Raw genomic sequence first — 18,040 nt, 5'->3', positions numbered from 1 at the left:
GCCACAAAGGGAAGCACAATTCATTTTTTTATTTGATCCAGGAGCAGATGGGCTTCGCGCCTGCCGCTGTTTGAGAGGGCCTTTATTCCTCCTCTTGCGTAAATGGCCACCGCCCCGAGTAGTTCAGCCAGTTCTTTCGCCGAATCAGGGCCAAGTCGAAAATAGGCGCCACCTGTAAGCCGGGCCATTTCACGAAAGCCCCTTTCCGCTGTCTCGTCGTTTCCCTCCTGAAAGAAAAAACAGCGCACTCCTTTCAAACCAAGCTCTCCGGCGAGTTGACAGAGATAGTCGATACTCTCTTCCATTGCATCACCGATGAAGATCAGGGCCGAGACTTTTGCTTTGGTTGCCTCCTGATTGGCATGGTTGAGCACTTTGGCTATCTGGGTCTGTCCTCCGCGACATTGGATACCTTGCATCAAGCCACGCAGGGCTGCAGCATTAATGACCCATTTCGAAGCGCGGCATTCATCAAAGCCACGGTAATAAACCAGTTGAACCGACAATCCACCCGTCTTGCCCACAGCATCAAACATCGAAGACTGGATAGTCATAGCCCTGGTCCAGGTCGGCTGCCGACTTATGGTCGCATCCAGTGAAAAAATCAGTTTTCCGCTATGGGCCATGTCTACCTTGTCGGCAGCTTTCAGAAAAGCGGCAATCTCCCGGGAAGAGGAGCGTTTGCCAAGCGCGGCTGGCTCGTTTTCCCGGGAAGTAATTTCTTTGTCTTTCATAACCCGTTCCTTTCATTCCGACAGGATGAGGCTGGGGGCAATCAAAAAAGTATGTGATTACGACTAAACCTCAGCTCTATAGGGATATGAGATGCCCTCTGCACGGGACGCCATAAACCCATCCCTGGGGGCTTGACCGCAGCCATCCAGGCTGCGGAACACCCGTGCAAAGGGCACCTCATATCCCTCTGGACACCTTCTAAGCTGAACTTTAGTGGTAATCACAAAAAAGTATTGTCTCATAATCTTTATTTCAACGGTAATATAATTAAAGATGTGTCTTATTGCCACTAAAGTTCAGCCTGAAGGTTCAGGGGGGCGGTGTAAACAGGAGAGGGACAGGCGGTCTTGGTTGTCGGCTGCCGCTTTGACTTCATCCGGCTTGCAGGAGAACATGGGTCGAAAGCGGAGAATTTTCCTGAAAATATGCAACAAAGCACCATCATGCAATCATTTACATTGGTGCTTTATAGGTGAACGGCCAGGTTGACCGAATCTGGAGTCAGGCACTATGGGGAGTTGCGCATAATGCCTGATTTTGCGATGACAGATGAGTGGCAGTGGTGCAAATAGCAGCACTTCCCTGCAGGCTCAGACGTCTGTTTTAGAGGCTGGTTATTGCTCGAACCTGGGCAGTCTCGGCTACTTCCGGGAGAAGGATGACTTCCTGCTTCATCTCGTCCTCAATATAGACTAAAATATCAGCCCTTGTTATTTCCAACGCAAAGACAGTTCCCCCGCCTAACTCTTTATCCTCCCACCGGTCGAGGATCCAGGCCGCTTTTTCCCGGCTGACGGTCCAGCTTAAACCTTTCCTGATTCCGGTCGCTGACCCCCGGTAGGCGGTAACTTTTTCGAAGGGAAATGGGCTTCCCTCCTGGTAGAGTCGGTCGGCATCGCATTCATTCAGCAGAAATTTCCAGGTGTTGAAGTCACCGGCGGCGGCAAAAGGGGTGTTTTTTTGATAATAAAGCCACAATACCGCTTTCTCTAAACATTGCTGCTGTTTGAACGTCTCAATATTGTTGAGCAGAAACTGGATATGTTCGCGCGGATTCAGTACACGCATGGCCTGGAGCGGATTCGCTGCACTCTCGAGCTGGGTGAGGATTTCTTTTATTTTCTGGTCCTGCAGCGCTTTATGTCGAGCCTGCATTTTCTCGTTGGTGAAGGACCCGGTAAAGTCATCGGGCGGGTAAAGAAAACGAATTTTGTCCAGATTCCACTGCATATTTCTGCCTCGTTGATAGATTATCATTTGAGCTCAAGCCATTTGTTGGCCACATCGAGCATCCGATTGGCAAATCCCCATTCATTGTCAAACCAGCAGAGCATTTTGACCAGTTTGCCGCCCGAGACCCTTGTCTGGGTCCCATCAACAATAGATGAACGGGGATCAGTGTTGAAATCAACCGAGGCATGCGGCTCTTCGGTATATCCCACAAGGCCAAGGAGCGGTCCCTGGGATTCCTCCCGCATAATCTGGTTGACCTTGTCAGCGGTTGTTGGCGTTTTGACGTTGATAGAGAGATCCATCAACGACACGTTAATGGTTGGCACCCGCACGTGGAGGCATTCGAAACGATTGGCCAGATGGGGCATCAACCGGTCAATGCCTTTGGCCAGGCCGGTGTCGACAGGGATTATCGAATGGAGGGCACTGCGGGTGAGACGCAGGTTGGTGTTATGGTATCTGTCTATCACCGGTTGATCGTTCATGACGGAGTGAATGGTTGTCGAGACACCGTTTTCAATTCCCAGTTCCCGATCCAGCAGGTTGAGGACAGGAACTACACAATTTGTGGTACAGGATGCCGTGGAGACGATCCGGTGCTCAGGCCGCAACATCGACTGGTTGTAGCCGAAGACAATGGTCGCATCCACTTCCGGGGTGGCCGGGTGGGACAGCAGCAGGCGCCTGGCCCCGCTGTGCAGGTGCTTTTCGGCAATTTTCCGCTGACTGAATGATCCCGAACATTCAAAGAGCAGGTCGATGTCGAGCTCTTTCCAGGGGAGTCTCGCCGGATCCGGTTCATTGAGGATTCTGATTTTATCCTCCCCAATATAGAGACAATCGTTCTCAAAACGGAGAGGATAGGGGAAACGTCCATGGGTCGTGTCGTAGCGGGTAAGGTAGGTCAGTGTTTCGATGTCGGCCAGCTCATTTATGGCGACTATGGTAAACTTCGATCTGAACGGTGTAGAATAGATCGCCCGTAGCACTGACTGACCGATCCGGCCGTAACCGTTTATGGCAACTTTAAAATGCATTTTATAAAAGGTATTTCTCTACTCGACAGTGTGTGCCGGGGGCCGTTTTTCTCTTTTGGGGAGGCCGGCTTCGGCTGTATCTCAATGTATCTGATTCATCCACAGATGGTCTCTATCATTACTTCGATTTGTTTACAATAACAACCCTATAATCAGTCTATTATGTTATTTGACTCATAACTGTACAGGCTTTGCCATGACTTGTTTTTGTACAGCATGGCCCGTCCGGCGTCTTGTCGGAAAGATTTTATGACAAATCATCATGGCGCAGGGGGCTTATGGTTTGAATGTATGATAAAAGTGCATGGATAGAGGGGAATAGACGTTCAGTTTTTAGCATAGTCTGGTAAGATTTCGATCGGTTCCATTGGTGCCATGGAGTGTTGCTCTAGACAAACGGGAAGAAAGCAGGGACTCTTTTTATTACTCGCTTGTCGGGCAATCAGTTCTGTATGCCCTTTGCGGGGTGAGGATCGCAAGACACAAATTACGCATAAGGAGATTGCTTTGACTGACAGGGGACGAGTAATTGTTAATACCGGCAACGGCAAAGGTAAAACAACGGCTGCACTCGGCACCGCCTTCCGGGCGCTTGGCTATGGCAAGAAGGTCTGTGTCATTCAGTTTCTGAAAGGCAAGGGCAAGTACGGCGAGCGGTTAATGGCCGAGAAACTGGCAAATCTGGACTGGTTTATCTGCGGCAAAGGGTTTGTCTTTACCAAGGAAAACATTGAAGAAGATCGTCGCGTTGCCCTGGAGGGATTTGAACTGGCCAAAAAACAGGTGGAAAGCGACCGCTACGATCTGATCATTCTCGATGAAATTACCTATCTGCCCCTCTATAACTTTCTTGATGTCGAGAAAATAGTCGAGCTGGTCCGGAACAAACCGGAACGGCTGTCAATCATCATGACCGGAAGAGATGCCCATCCCCGACTCGTTGAGATTGCCGATACCGTTACCGCTATGGAGCCGGTTAAACACGCCTATGAGCAAGGGATTAAGGCCCAGAAAGGCATTGAATTTTGATGGCGTCATAAAAATACTATGAGGATAACATGATACAGCAGGGTGCTTTGCATGGAATTCGGGTTGTGGACTTGTCGCGGATGTTGCCGGGACCATACTGTTCGATGATTCTGGCCGATCATGGTGCCGAGGTGATTGCCGTTGAAGATCGAAAATTTGCGAGTGACGGTTTGTTTTTTAACGATCTGAACCGGAATAAAAGACATATGTCCCTTAATCTCAAAACAGTTGAAGGGCTGGAAATATTCTTCAAACTGGTGGAGAAGGCCGATGTTGTTATCGAGGGCTTTCGGCCAGGTGTCGTGCAGCGCCTCGGCGTTGATTATGACGCTGTCAGGAAGGGGAATCCCGGAATAATCTACTGTTCAATAAGCGGGTATGGGCAGACCGGTCCGATGCGTGACAGGGTAGGCCACGATGTCAACTATATCAGCAATGCCGGAATTCTCGATCTCGTCGGCGAGAAAGGCGGGGCCCCTGTTATTCCGGGGGTGCAGATAGCCGATATCGCCGGGGGCACGATGAACGCCGCCGTCGGCATCCTGCTGGCTCTTTTTGCCAGGGAAAAAACGGGAAAAGGGCAATACATCGATATCTCCATGACCGACGGGGTGCTCGGTCTGCTCACGCTCCCCTCATTTCTTTCTCAGTCGAGGGGACAGAAGCAGCAGGCCTCCGACGGCTTGTTATCCCATCGCTACGCGTGCTATAACACCTATATGACAGCAGATGGACGATATATTTCTCTTGGCGCCCTGGAAGGCAGATTCTGGCGGCGGTTGTGTGAGCATCTGCACCGTCCACAGTATATCCCGCTGCATTACGACGAACAGAAACGGGACGAAATTATCGAGGATTTTCGCCGGATTTTTCGTGCGAAGTCGATGGCCGAATGGGATGCAGAGTTAGCGGAGATGGAGATATGTTTTGCGGTCGTCAAAAATATGGAAGAGATCATGACCGATCCGCATTTGCGCCAGCGGGAGATGGTGCACAGCTATACGGGAGAAAACGGCGAGGTCAAACACGGTTTCGGCATTCCGGTCAAATTGAGCGAAACGCCCGGTAGCATCAGGACGATACCCGGAAAATTTGGCGAACATACCCGTGAAATTGTTGCGGAACTCGGTTATGCGACCGAGCAGATTGAAGCATTTTTGGCGCGCGGCGTGTTGTAGCGTTTTCCCCTGAAGCTGCAGAGGGCACCAACATGCTTCAGTATGTTCATTCGTTGCCGGGGAAAATATGCAGGGCGTCAGGGTGCAATCTGGTGCGTACAGGCTGAGATTGAGGAAAAATACGTTGCTTATATTTTCCCGACATAAGATGCCCCCCGATGCCAGTTACTTGCCACTCGTAAATTGTATCCAGTTGGCATCGGCTTTTTTTATGTTGCCGGGTATATCTTTGCTCCATTTTTCGTATGCTGCCTGGCTGCAATTCAAATACAGTTTTTCGTTAACAATTTTCCAGACTTCCGGGTCGGTAACGGCTTTTCGCTTTTCCGTCATGGCCCAGGCGCAGAATCCATCATATTGCGGGGCGTATTTTTCCGGATTTGTTTTGAAAAGTTCCAGGTGTTTTTTATTCTGGAAATGCCAGGTGAGGTTATGCCAGGCCGTGGTTAAAGACTGATGGCCTTTTACTGCCTTGCCGACGAGGAAATATGCGACGGGATCGTATCCCTTTATAGCGACATCACCCTCGGGCGATTTTTCGGCGGCAATGCCGTCAGATGCTGCAGAGAGAAGTAAGAAGAAGGCGAAAATAATTGAAATTTTCATGGTAATATTCTCTTTCAGTCAGTGGCTTTTGTTGATTGGTCGCGAATACGACTTTACACAATTTACAACTAATCACGCGAAGTGATTGTGCAAGAACTGCTTCGATATATTTTAAAACGCAACTGTATTGTTGTAGATTTTTCTACCAGGAGAACAGGCGGCCCAGCAGCCCTTTCTCCTTTTTTGGCTTCGGAGTTTCTATCTTTGCAGCCTCTGTACCATCCATCATGGCATCCGTTTGGTTGTCATCCTTCTCCGTTTCGGGATTAAGCAGTGCAAATTTCTTTTTCAGCGTGGCAAAGATATCTTTGATGAGCAGTTCCTGGTGCTTTTTTTCTGTCCGCAGCAGAGCCCAGTTTTCCGCAACATAGCTTTGTTTCACATCATATTCGCATCCATCACCATTATTGCCAATTCCTGAGGTGCTGGTAATATAATACGCCAACTGGGTAAGCGCAGCCGCCCCGCGGTACTCTTTAGCTGCCTCGGAAGGTGCCTGATAATGCCTGATGGTCTGGCAGATATGTTCAGGTAAATTCCAATTTTTCAGCACATAGTAAGCAATCTCGGTGTCTGTGGTTCCGATGATATTCACTTCGCTTTGCGCAAGAGGCTGTTTATGTTCTCTTGAGTCGTGAAGGCACTGTTGGAACTGTTCGGTACGGTTGATCGCCAGAAAGATCTTGCCAACTCCGTGCAATAAGCCGGCGATGTATAACTCACAGGGAATAGCCTGAGCCATCTGCTGATGTACCGGATGCCCAAGCATTCTGTTTGCCGTCGCACAGGCCCAGCAATGATCCCAGTAATCCTTTCCGGAAAACCCCTCAAGTTTTGGAAATTCCGGCAAGGCCTCTCTGAAAAAAATACTATAGACAGAAGTAATGGTTTCCTCCAGACCCATGTGCATTATGGCCTGGCGAACGCTCATTATTTCTTTCAAGGTGCCAAAATAGGATGAGTTGGCAAGTTGAAGAAGTTTCGCCGTTAGAGCAGGGTCCCCTTCGACGATCTTGCTAAAGGAGGGGATATCGATCTGGTCAACAGGTTGCCTCGCCATAAGGAGTAAGCGTTGGCTGGCTGCAGGTAAGGGCGGCAAGGCGTCATCAGATTCCATCACTTCAAGCGCAATGCGTTTCGCTGTATATCTGATCATACTATTCCTTCGATATCTGATCGGTTTATTTTATTCAGAGAAATAATTCCGCTTATGGCGTCCCCTGAAAAGGTTGTCCCGAATCCCCATTGCGCTGCTGTTGCGTGGTAAGCGGATTCAATTACATAATTGATATCGGCTGGATCGCAAGAAATCCGACGACATTTAAGGCTGCTGTGTTATTCAACTCCTTTAGACTTGAGGAATTCTCCGTATTTCTTATCTTCTGTAACGATGTGTTCCATCCACCACTGGCGAAGAAAGGCGTACGTATCTTGCGCTGCTGTTGCACTCTTCCTGGCAGATTCCTCCGTAAGCGCCGTCAATCTATCCCGATACGTCTGATGGATGGCAATATGATTGGCAAGGTCTGGATACCCATTGGTTGTCAGGAGCCCCTCCTCGATTTGCAGGTGCTCGTCGGCATAAGTTGTCATTTCAAGGAGCACACCTTCAATTGATGAGGAGGGTTCTTGCTCACGGAGCACCTTGTACAGTTTATTAATGAGCTCAATAAGTTTCTGGTGCTGTGTATCCATTGAGCGAATACCTGTTTCGTACGACCCTCGCCATTTTATTAGGTCCATACCGGTTCTCCTTGGTGTGTGTACTTTTACTGGGGATCGATTCTTTTTTACTTAAATTACCAAAACATATATCTGATTACCCCTCAAGCTCACCCCCTGGTTCAGGAGCTGAACATTAGGGGTAATCAGGAACATATATGCCAGCCAAAGGCAAGAGCGGCCTCCTGGATACAGGTCTGCAGGACGCATGAAGGCGCAGCTGTATCGGCGAAGAACCTGGCCTTTTTTTGCCGTATGCTCTTTTCAATCATGCAGAGAAATGGCCCTTCCCCATATATCTTGCCGTGTACTTCAGGTGTTCGAGCCCTGCAACTGTTGATGGAGTATCAGCTTTCCCCGGTGGTTGGGTCGATTATCGACTTGACCTGACAGATACTGTTCGCAGGAAACCCGCCTTTTTGCGCGTGTTCCCGCACCATCTCCTCATTCGGCGCAATATAGACGCAATATATTTTGTCTTCTGTGACAAAACTCTCCACCCACTGAATCTGTGGCCCCATCTCGTAAAGCACTGCACACGACTTCTTGGCAATACCCTGCAATTCTTCAGCGGATAGTTTTCCAGCTTCTGGAATTTCTCTCTCGATTACATATTTCGGCATAGTCGTCCTCTTCTTTTCTGTTAACGCAATTGCTATTGCGCGTTATTTCAATTTCATTGCAGTGTCTGATGAATGAGGCACCACGCTCCTGCCGGATCAACACCGCCGTGTTCCTTGCCACCCGGTGCATGCCTCTTCGTCGGTATTATTCGTTATAATATTCCCGACAGGTTCAGCCTCGAAACGGTTACAGTGAGGGGAACATTAAAAAGGTATCAAAGAAATATGAATAGGGGTAGAGAAGAATCGAGAATGCAACAAAAAAAATCATTGTCGGATCCAATGTGCAGTATATAATCATGAGAACGTCCTGTCCGGTCGTTACCGTCAGACATTTTCCGGGTCAGCGTCTTTTACTGCACGCAAATCATTTTAAACCAGTATTGTTTAATCACCGAGTGAACCTGAAGCTTCATCAAAAAGATAAAGGGGGATTTCCATGGGACTTTATGACTTTACTTTTTATGATCTGATCAAGAGAAATGCGGTTGCCTGCGGCAGTCGTCTCTGTTGGCATGAGATCGACGACGGTCGGCAATTGAGCTTTACGGACTACAAGATGCAGGTGGATCGTCTGGCGAGCGGGCTTTTGCACGCTGGGATCGAAAAGGGCGATCGGATTGGGGTGCTTGGCAAAAACAGTCTCGAATTTTTTCTGATTTATGGTGCGGCAGCCCGCCTGGGCGCCATTGTGCTGCCGATCAACTGGCGGCTGTCGGCCGATGAGGTCTGCTTTAATTTGGATGATTGCCAGGCAAAAATTGTTTTTGCCGATGCGGAGTTTCAGCCCATCATGCAAACCAAAAAGGATCTGCTGCCAACCGTTACCGCCTGGTATAATTTAAAGGCCGATCTTGGCGATGCCCTGAAATTCAGTTCCCTGATGGAGGCGGGCAGTCTGCTGCCGCCCACGGATGTGGCCGGCACCGACGGGTTTGTCATTATCCATACCGCCGCTGTGGCCGGGCGTCCACGGGGTGCTCTGCTCAGCCATAACAATATTGTCTGTGCCGATATGCATTTTATCAGCTGCATGGGCTTTACCGAGCAGCATGTCAATCTGAACCTGTTGCCCCTGTTTCATGTAGCCGGGCTTTTTATGGCCACAAGCACCTTTCATGCCGGGGGGGCAAGTCTGAATATCAGTAAGTTTGAGGCCAAAGAAGCGGTCCGCCTGATCCAGGAAAAGGGGGCGACCCACTTTTTTGATTTCCCGCCGATTCTCGATTCCATAGTCAAGGCTGCAGCCGAGGACAATTCCGACATCAGCTCCCTGCGGGCGGTAGTCGGCCTGGGCACCCCGGAGACGATTAATCAATTTCAATCGATGAGTGGCGGCAGTTACTATGCCATGTATGGTCAGACCGAGACTTCGTGTCTTGCAACCATCGGCAGATATGACGACCGGCCCGGGTCGGCTGGAAGAATTATCATGCTTGGCGATGTGCAGCTGGTGGATGAACATGAGCAGGTTGTTGCCGCCGGCGAGGTGGGGGAAATTACCGTTAAAGGTCCTATGGTTTTCAAGGGTTACTGGGGATTGGCCGATGACAATGCCTACACTTTTCGTGGGGGCTGGCATCACACCGGCGATCTGGGACGTTTTGACGAGGACGGCTTTTTATTTTACGCCGGCAGAAAGGCAGAGAAGGAACTTATCAAACCAGGCGGCGAAAACGTCTATCCGGCGGAGGTTGAAAAAGTCATCCTGCAGCATCCGGCCGTGGCCAAAACCGTGGTTATCGGAGTCCCGGACCCGAAATGGAAAGAGGGAATTAAGGCGGTTTGTCAACTCCATGCCGGAAAAACTGTGACGGCCACCGAATTGATCGCTTTCGTCGGGGAACGCATCGCCCGCTTCAAAAAGCCGCAATATGTTGAATTTGTTGATGCGTTGCCGGTGAACAAGGACGGTTCCCCGGACCGGGCGGCGGTGAAGTCTTTATACGGCAAAGTCTAAAGCTGGATCCCATGCAAGCTGGTTCCCATGCGCCGCATGGGAACCAGCTAGAAAAGATCGAAAACCTCAGCTTTGAAATGGTTAAGTAAAAAACTTCATATTCGAGGCGTGTGAAATTTCCTATTATTTCGGCGTACTAAAGTACGTCGTAATGATAGGGAAATTCGCAACAACGAAGCAGATAAGTGAAAACTTCGGATGAAGAGTTTTTACGACACCATCAGTCTTCGGTATCGCGAAAGAGCTCCCGCCCGATCAACATCCGGCGTATTTCGCTGGTGCCGGCGCCGATCTCATAGAGTTTGGCGTCACGCAGCAGGCGGCCGGCAGGGAATTCGTTGATATAGCCGTTGCCGCCGAGACACTGGATGGCCTCGAGGGCCATCCAGGTTGCCCGTTCGGCGGAATACAGGATAACGGCGGCGGCATCCTTGCGGATATTGCTGCCGGTATCCGCCGCCTTGGCGACGGTGTAGACATACGACCTGCAGGCGTTCCATGTTGCATACATATCGGCAAGTTTTCCCTGCATCAGCTCGAATTCCCCGATCGCCCGGCCGAATTGATGACGCTGATGGACATAGGGTAAAACGACATCCATGCAGGCGGTCATAATGCCCAAAGGGCCGCCGGACAACACCAGCCGCTCATAGTCGAGGCCGCTCATCAGCACTTCGACGCCTCGATCCAGCTTGCCGAGGATATTCTCCTCCGGCACGGCGCAATCGGTAAAGACCAGCTCGCAGGTGGGGGAACCGCGCATGCCGAGCTTGTCCAGTTTGGGGCTGGTGGAAAATCCCTTCATGGTTTTTTCCACCAGAAAGGCGGTAATGCCCTGGTGCATTTTTTCTGGCGCGGTCTTGGCGTAGACCACCAGAACATCGGCGTTGGGACCGTTGGTGATCCACATTTTTGTGCCGTTGAGAATGTATTGATCCCCCTTCCTGACGGCCCGCAGCCGCATGCCGACCACATCAGAGCCTGCCCCTGCCTCGCTCATGGCCAAGGCCCCGATAAATTCCCCGCTTATAAGTTTCGGCAGGTAGCGCTGTTTCTGCTCTTTTGTGCCGTTGCGGTGAATTTGATTGACACAGAGGTTGGAGTGGGCGCCATAGGCGAGGCCGACTGAGGCCGATCCCCGGCTGATTTCTTCCAGGGCGATAACATGCTCGAGGTAGCCCATGTCTGCACCGCCGTATTGTTCGGCGACCGTGATGCCTAAAAGACCTAAGGCGCCCATCTTTTGCCAGAGTTCTTCGGGGAAATGATCCTCCCGATCAATATCCGCTGCCAATGGGGCAATCTCAGTACTGGCAAACCCCTGCACCGACTCGCGCAGCAGGTTCGCGGTATCCCCGAGGCCAAAATTCAACTGCGGAAATGTCTTCATGGTTGCTCCCGGTTATGAAAAGTTCAGCTCTTTGATGTCGGCAAAAAAATCCAGGGCTTGCGGATTTTTCAGGGCGTCCTTGTTTTTCACCTCTTGTCCATGGATCATTTTCTGAACGGCCAGTTCAACCTTCTTCATGTTCAGGGTATAGGGAATATCCGGCGTCGCGATTATTTTTGCCGGAACATGCCGGGGCGATGCCTGCTGGCGGATAGTGCTGCTGATTTTCTGCCGGAGCGCATCGGTCAGCTCGTACCCGGCCTGCATCTTGACAAAGAGGATGACCCGACTGTCGTTCTGCCACCGCTGTGCGACGACGACGCTGTCTTCAATCTCCGCCATCTGTTCGATGATCCGGTAGATTTCCGCCGTGCCGATCCTGACGCCGCCCGGGTTCAAGGTGGCATCGGATCTGCCGTAGAAGATCAGCCCGCCCCGCTCGGTAACCTCGATAAAGTCGCCATGGGTCCAGACGCCGGGATACCTGTCAAAATAGGCTGCCTGATATTTTTTCCCATCAGGATCATCCCAGAAATAGATGGGCATGGACGGGAAGGGGGCGGTGCAGACCAGCTCCCCTTGCTGGCCGATCACCGGTGAGCCGTTCTCATCATAGGCAAACACCTTCATTCCCAGCCCGCGGCACTGGAGTTCGCCCTCGTACACCGGGCCCATCGGGTTGCCGAGGGCAAAGCAGCCGTTCAGATCGGAGCCGCCCGAGATGGAGGCCAGCTGTAGATCTGCTTTTATGTCCTTATAGATGAAATGAAAATCTTCTTTGGAAAGAGGCGAGCCGGTGGAGAGCACTGCCTTCAGCGGGCTCAGGTCAAACTGTTTGCCTGGTTTGACTCCTGCGTTCTTCAAAGCGGCGATATATCCGGCACTGGTGCCGAAGACACTGATCCGCTCCTCCTGGGCCATCCGCCACAGGGCGTCCGGACCGGGATAAAAGGGATTGCCGTCATACAGCACCAGGGTGGCGCCAACCGCAAGGGATGTGGTCAGCCAGTTCCACATCATCCAGCCGCAGGTCGTGAAATAGAAAATGGTGTCTTCGCGGTGCAGATCGGTATGCAGCAGCAGTTCTTTCAACTGGTGGAGCAGCACCCCGCCGGCACTCTGGACCATGCATTTGGGCAGGCCGGTGGTGCCGGAGGAGTACATGATATAGAGAGGATGCTCGAAGGGGAGCTGGGCAAAATCTATTGCATCGGCGTCATTGCGGCAGAAATCGGCGTAATGCACCGCCCCCGGCAGGTTGGTCAGATCGGGCCTTTCCCTGGTGTACGGGACAACGATGATCCTTTCTATGGAGGGTATTTGTTCGATGATGGCAGCGATTTTGGCCAGGCTGTCCAGGGGCTTGCCTTTAAAGAAATACCCCTCGGCGGTGAAGAGGATCTTTGGTCTGGTCTGGCCGAATCTGTCCAGCACCCCTTTACTGCCAAAATCGGGCGAGCACGACGACCAGGCGGCGCCAATACTTGTTGCCGCAAGCATGGCGATGATCGATTCAGGCATATTCGGCATAAATCCGACAACGCGGTCCCCGGCGACGACTCCTGCGTGACGGAGCGCCGCAGCGACCTTTGCCGTTGCCGCAAAGAGGTCTTTGTAGCTCAGGCTCCTGCGGACAGCATCTTCGCCCCTGAAAATAAGGGCCGTCTTCTCGTCCCGGTAACGGAGCAGGTTTTCGGCAAAGTTCAGCCGGCTGCCGGCAAACCAGTGTGCCCCCGGCATCTTGTGCGGATCATCGATCACCTGCTCATAAGGTTTTGTCGCCTTAATATCGGCAAAACGGTACATCTCGGCCCAGAAGTCGGCAATATTGTCTACCGACCACTGGTACAGCTCCTCGTAATCGGCAAAATCAGTTCCACACCTGCGGTTCACTTCCCGCATGAACCGGTACATATTGGAAGCCTTGATTCGCTGCTCTGACGGCACCCATAATGGTTTCGGCATATCCTTTCTCTCCTGGTAATCTTCAGGATATAGCATGCTGCGCCATTTCCCTCAGTTTGTATTTCTGGATTTTGCCGCTGGCAGTTGCCGGGAATTCGTCTACAAAAAAGATATATTTGGGAATTTTGTGATAGGATATCTTATCCTTACAAAAAGCGGTTACTTCTTTATCCGTCGCTTCCGTTCCCATCTTCAGCTGGATGAAGGCGGCGACTTCCTCGCCGTATTTTTCACTCTGAACGCCAACGACTGCCACATCTTTAACCTTCGGATTGGTGTACAGGAATTCTTCTATCTCCCGCGGAGAAATGTTTTCGCCGCCTCTGATTATCATGTCTTTGATTCTGCCGGTGATCTTGCAGTAGCCGTTTTCATCCATCACGGCCAGATCTCCGGTGTGCAGCCAGTTATCCTCGCTTATCGCCATCGCCGTTGCTTCATCCATCTTATAGTAGCCCTTCATCACGTGATAGCCTCTGGTGCAGAGCTCACCCTGGGTACCAAAGGGGACCTCCTCATCGGTCATGGGGTCGACGATTTTCACTTCAACATTGGGTAATGCCTTGCCGACAGTGGAGGTTTTCAGCTCGAGGGAGTCGTGGTCCCTCGTCTGGGTGATGCCCGGCGACGCTTCCGTCTGGCCATAGACAATAGTCATCTCGTCTGCGCCCATATCCTTAATCACTCGCTTCATCACCTCGATCGGACAGGTGGAGCCGGCCATAACACCGGTACGCAGAGTGGAGGTGTCGTAGCTGTTTTTATCCATCTCCTCAAACTCGGCAATAAACATCGTCGGCACCCCCAGAAGGGCCGTGCACCTGGAGGCTTGAACCGTCTGCAAAACGCCCGCGGCGGTAAACGAGACGACCGGGGCCATGGTCGTCCCGGAAACCATGCAGCACAGGGTTCCGATAACACAGCCGAAACAGTGAAAGAAGGGCACCGGGATGCACATCGCATCGTCCGGGGTCAGCTTCATGCACTCGGCCATGCTCAGCGCATTGCCGATCAGATTGGTGTGCGAAAGCATGACACCCTTCGGCGTTCCTGTCGTGCCGGAGGTATACTGCATATTTATGACATCGTCGGGGTCAAGCGAGTCGAGCCTCGTCTTCAGTTCCTGGTCTGAAACCTCTTTACCCATCGCCAGGACGTCCTGCCAGTTGTACATCCCGGCGATTTTCTCTTTGCCGAGATAGATGATGTTTTTCAAAAAGGGCAGTTTTTCACAGTGGAGTTTGCCGGGCTGGCTGTCTTTTATGATCGGACAGACCTCGTTGAGAACCTTCAGGTATTCATCGGGCTCTCGTACTCCGCCGGTGAGGATCAGGGTCGTGGCATCAGACTGGCGGAGAAGAAATTCCAGTTCCTTGCTGCGGTAATTGGTATTGACCGTCACCAGGACCGCCCCCATCCTGGCACTGCCATACTGGGTGTATACCCACTCGGGAAGATTGTTCGCCCAGATGGCGACCTTGTCGTCCTGGCGAATACCGAGCGCCATGAGCCCCTTGGCGACTTCGTCGAATGTCTCCCGCAGTTCTCTGAAATTCTTTCTGATGTCCAGGGTATGGTATTCAAGACCAATATTGTCACCGAAATTGTCGGCCAGAATATCGACTAGATTACCGATGGTCGTCCGGCCCACTTTGATGTCAGGCTTGTTCATCCGATTCTCCTTTGCCATGATGTGATAGTCATTCGCTGCGCTATTTTTCTTCACGAGCTGTGACCAGCTCAAAAAGTAAACCCCTCGGGCAGTTGTTCTTGGGGCGTTCCTTCCGGAACCCACGACAGATCGAGAATAGTAAAGGTCGGTCCGCTTGTTTTAAAGATCGGCAGCACCCTCATGCCGAACTTCGGCTCACCAAGGCTGAGGTAACTCATTAAAATGGTGGCGACGCCATCGAATTCAATATTGATGAACTTAATCGGTTTATCCAGCAGGTTGAAAGCACCCGATCGTTCACAGACCATGAAGGTATGAATACGGGCACTCTTCCGGGCGACAGCCGTCAGGTCGATGATACTGTTTTTACCGAGACAATCCGGGCAATGAATCCTGAAAGGGATGTAGGTCGTGCCTCTGGTGCCGCAGCCACTGTTGTCGCAGCGGGTCGCCAGCAGTTTCCCCTGGCTGAGCGATTCGAAAAATATCGCTTCGCCGCCATAGGAATGCATATAGGTCATGTCCCTGGGGTTGGTTACCCCGAGCAGCTTCCAGCCATCATCGGCATCGCGTATCGGGGTGTTGGGGGTCAGATGGTGAAAGTCGCCTTTTATTTTATATTTATTGTCTTTGACAAAGACCTGTCCGAACATGCTCATAGTGTTTCTCCTTAAAAGCTATGTAGTTAGGCATCTTTGGCCAGTAAATGATCGGGATCCATCAGGATGGTGGACGTGACATGCGAGCCGACTCCGGCATGGCTGATGGCCATGCCTCTTTTCGCGCCCTCTACCTGCAGGCTGGTCCAGTCGTCGGGCTTTACCCGGTTAAATTTCTGCCAGAGTTGTGCATCGCCGTGCAGTTCTTCCCATCTGTGCCAGATATGTGTCGCCACTTCAAAAGTCTGCATGATGCCGGTCGCACCCACCGAATGCATGCAGCCGATGAGGCCGCCGGACAGATTGGAGGGGAGTTTGCCGGGTTGTCCGGTATGGGGATTGGTGTGATAGCAGTCGCCTGATTCCACATAGTCGCGGCCGTACCCATAGGGGCGTATGCCGATGTCCTCATAGGTCTGGACATCGCTGATGGTGAAGGCGTCATGGAGTTCGACCAGATCGAGATCCGTGGTCGGATCGGTGATCCCGGCCATGCCGTATCCGTAGTAGGCGGCTATCCTCGCGGCGAGAAAACCGGTGAATCCGGGATATCTGTCACCCCCGGGAAAACGCTCGCCCAGGTCTTTATACTGGTCGGCGGTCTCGTTCGGCAAAAGCGGAATCGCCATATCCAGCCGGTCGGCCGGGCGAAGGGTATGAGACCCGGCGGCAACATAGATGCGCAAGGGTTTGTTTTTTGAGTTTTTGGTCAGTTGCGTGGCGGTATCTTCATCGCAGAGAATAGCGCAGGCGGCGCCCACACTCATCAGACAGCAGTCGAGGGCCCGCAGTGGATAGGCGACCACCGGTGAATTCAAGACATCGTCGACGGTGATCTTCATCGGCGACTGGGCAAACGGGTTGAACCGGGCGTAGCCATGATGTTTTACCGATATTTCCGCCAGAGTCCTTCGGAAGGACTCCTCCGATTTGCCGAAGATCTGCCAGTAGCGCTGGGCCATAACCGCATAATAGCCGGTATAGATATGACCGAGAGGCGATTCCCAGTCTTTGTCGGCGGCGCATGAGATAAGGAAGTTGCCTTCATCGGTGGGGACTTCGTCCATCCGTTCCCAGCCCATGACCAGCACGCAATCGGAGTAGCCTGAGGCTACGGCCTTCATACCTTCCCACAGAGTTGACCCTCCCGTGGCACCGCCTGTTTTCACACCGACGTTGCCGAGCGGATCCAGGCCCAGCCGATCATGGATAACCGACTCGCCTAAAAGCTGGTCGCCGAAATGATCGGCAAAATGCCCGTAGTAACAGCTGTGGATATATTGCTTCAGCTCTGCCGGGGAGATGTCGAGGAGCCCCGCGGCCATGGTGAAGGCGTCAATGCACAGTTCTTCCGTCCGTTTGTCCGGAAAGGCACGATCAAACTTGGACTGGCCTGCCGTCACCAGGTACACCGGTCGCTGCAATCTGGGAATTTTCAACTGTTGTCTGCTGAAAGTGATCATACCTCAGTCTCCTTGTCGGTTATGGTTTCGTGCCATGAGCGTTTAAAGTGTTCCCACCCATAAAACAAAACTGATGTTGTCGCTGGTATTGCTGATCTTCTGACTGACGGGATTCGACCAGAAATGGACGGAATCCCCTTGAACAAGAGCATGTATCTCGTCACTGAGCATCAGCTGGACCGCCCCTTTCAGAACGCAGAGCACTTCCTGGCCGTTTTTGATGTTTTTTCGTACCGGAATAGATTTCCCGGGTTCGATGGCCAGGATAGACGAGTCAATGACAATCCGGTCTTCCGGAGCGAAAAAACGGCGGGTGACGAAACCGGTATGGGAGAGATCGATGTCATTCCATTCCGATTTGCGGATGATGATTATTTTGTCCCGGTTGCCGGCCTGGGTAAGAAGATCACCGGCATCGATGGCCAGAGCGTTGCAGATGCGGATAAGGGTATCCACCGAAGGAGAGTTGACATCATTTTCAACCTGACTGAGAAAGCCTTCGGAGATGGAAGCTTTTTCGGCGACGACTTTCAGGGTCAATCTCTGTTCTTTTCGAGCCCTTCTGATCAAGGTACCAATATTCATACAGCCTCCACTCAGGGTTGAAGGGGAAGAGGCATCATTGAACAGGCTGCATATTAATATTTTGCTTTAGTTAATGTTAAGCTATATTGATACGTGGGTGTTTGTCAAGAGAGAAAATGCCGGAAAGTTTTTTTATTGTCAGCGAAAAATCCGTGGTTGAGAGGAGGAAACGAGGCAAATAGT

16 protein-coding genes are annotated in these 18,040 nt (G+C 51.6%); 3 read left to right on the top strand and 13 right to left on the bottom strand.

The annotated features are described in order from the left end of the window. Positions 1-20 precede the first annotated feature (20 nt). The 3 genes from FCL47_RS09195 to FCL47_RS09185 form a co-directional block, all read right to left on the bottom strand. Complete coding sequence (locus FCL47_RS09195; protein ID WP_136813206.1) at positions 21-734, bottom strand: VWA domain-containing protein; 714 nt, start codon at positions 732-734, stop codon at positions 21-23. A gap of 604 nt (positions 735-1,338) precedes the next feature. Beyond that, positions 1,339-1,965 (bottom strand): hypothetical protein, encoded by a 627-nt coding sequence (locus FCL47_RS09190; RefSeq protein WP_136813205.1) that lies wholly within the window; start codon positions 1,963-1,965, stop codon positions 1,339-1,341. Positions 1,966-1,988: 23 nt separating this feature from the next. After that, positions 1,989-3,005: a glyceraldehyde 3-phosphate dehydrogenase NAD-binding domain-containing protein gene (locus tag FCL47_RS09185; protein WP_136813204.1), complete on the bottom strand. Its 1,017-nt coding sequence runs from the start codon at positions 3,003-3,005 to the stop codon at positions 1,989-1,991. A gap of 507 nt (positions 3,006-3,512) precedes the next feature. On the opposite strand from FCL47_RS09185, the gene cobO reads away from it, so the two are divergent. Together cobO and FCL47_RS09175 are read left to right on the top strand one after the other, a co-directional pair. Beyond that, complete coding sequence (cobO, locus tag FCL47_RS09180) at positions 3,513-4,034, top strand: cob(I)yrinic acid a,c-diamide adenosyltransferase (RefSeq protein ID WP_240744182.1); 522 nt, start codon at positions 3,513-3,515, stop codon at positions 4,032-4,034. A 29-nt stretch (positions 4,035-4,063) separates the two neighbouring features. Further along, on the top strand, positions 4,064-5,212 hold the full coding sequence (locus FCL47_RS09175; RefSeq protein WP_136813202.1) for a CaiB/BaiF CoA-transferase family protein: 1,149 nt from the start codon (positions 4,064-4,066) through the stop codon (positions 5,210-5,212). Between the two features lie 165 nt (positions 5,213-5,377). Here the strand turns inward: FCL47_RS09175 and FCL47_RS09170 are convergent, their stop codons facing one another. The 4 genes from FCL47_RS09170 to FCL47_RS09155 all read right to left on the bottom strand — a co-directional run bounded on the left by FCL47_RS09170 (position 5,378) and on the right by FCL47_RS09155 (position 8,163). Continuing rightward, positions 5,378-5,818: a YHS domain-containing (seleno)protein gene (locus FCL47_RS09170; RefSeq protein WP_136813201.1), complete on the bottom strand. Its 441-nt coding sequence runs from the start codon at positions 5,816-5,818 to the stop codon at positions 5,378-5,380. 142 nt (positions 5,819-5,960) lie between these two features. Continuing rightward, entirely contained in the window at positions 5,961-6,974 is a 1,014-nt protein-coding gene (locus FCL47_RS09165; protein WP_136813200.1) for an HDOD domain-containing protein, read from the bottom strand. 179 nt (positions 6,975-7,153) lie between these two features. Beyond that, positions 7,154-7,561, bottom strand: a complete 408-nt coding sequence (locus FCL47_RS09160) for a bacteriohemerythrin (RefSeq protein WP_136813199.1) — start codon at positions 7,559-7,561, stop codon at positions 7,154-7,156. A 326-nt stretch (positions 7,562-7,887) separates the two neighbouring features. Continuing rightward, positions 7,888-8,163, bottom strand: a complete 276-nt coding sequence (locus FCL47_RS09155; RefSeq protein WP_136813198.1) for a DUF4242 domain-containing protein — start codon at positions 8,161-8,163, stop codon at positions 7,888-7,890. Positions 8,164-8,602: 439 nt separating this feature from the next. On the opposite strand from FCL47_RS09155, the gene FCL47_RS09150 reads away from it, so the two are divergent. After that, positions 8,603-10,123, top strand: coding sequence for an AMP-binding protein (locus tag FCL47_RS09150; protein ID WP_136813197.1), 1,521 nt, complete (start codon positions 8,603-8,605; stop codon positions 10,121-10,123). 220 nt (positions 10,124-10,343) lie between these two features. On the opposite strand, the gene FCL47_RS09145 is transcribed toward FCL47_RS09150, so the two are convergent. The 6 genes from FCL47_RS09145 to FCL47_RS09120 all read right to left on the bottom strand — a co-directional run bounded on the left by FCL47_RS09145 (position 10,344) and on the right by FCL47_RS09120 (position 17,857). Beyond that, positions 10,344-11,513, bottom strand: a complete 1,170-nt coding sequence (locus tag FCL47_RS09145) for an isovaleryl-CoA dehydrogenase (protein WP_136813196.1) — start codon at positions 11,511-11,513, stop codon at positions 10,344-10,346. A 12-nt stretch (positions 11,514-11,525) separates the two neighbouring features. Further along, a complete protein-coding gene (locus FCL47_RS09140) occupies positions 11,526-13,478 on the bottom strand; it encodes an acetoacetate--CoA ligase (RefSeq protein ID WP_136813195.1) in 1,953 nt (650 codons plus the stop codon). A 22-nt stretch (positions 13,479-13,500) separates the two neighbouring features. Beyond that, a complete protein-coding gene (locus FCL47_RS09135) occupies positions 13,501-15,150 on the bottom strand; it encodes an AMP-binding protein (protein WP_136813194.1) in 1,650 nt (549 codons plus the stop codon). Positions 15,151-15,218: 68 nt separating this feature from the next. Next, positions 15,219-15,809, bottom strand: coding sequence for a Zn-ribbon domain-containing OB-fold protein (locus tag FCL47_RS09130; RefSeq protein ID WP_136813193.1), 591 nt, complete (start codon positions 15,807-15,809; stop codon positions 15,219-15,221). 26 nt (positions 15,810-15,835) lie between these two features. Then, entirely contained in the window at positions 15,836-17,272 is a 1,437-nt protein-coding gene (locus tag FCL47_RS09125; protein ID WP_136813192.1) for a thiolase domain-containing protein, read from the bottom strand. Between the two features lie 42 nt (positions 17,273-17,314). Further along, entirely contained in the window at positions 17,315-17,857 is a 543-nt protein-coding gene (locus FCL47_RS09120) for an XRE family transcriptional regulator (RefSeq protein WP_136813191.1), read from the bottom strand. Positions 17,858-18,040: the final 183 nt, after the last annotated feature.

It is taken from the genome of Desulfopila sp. IMCC35006, assembly GCF_005116645.1.
GTDB lineage: Bacteria > Desulfobacterota > Desulfobulbia > Desulfobulbales > Desulfocapsaceae > Desulforhopalus_A.
Note: the sequence above shows the minus strand (reverse complement) of the source record. Positions and strands in the feature narration are given on the sequence as shown.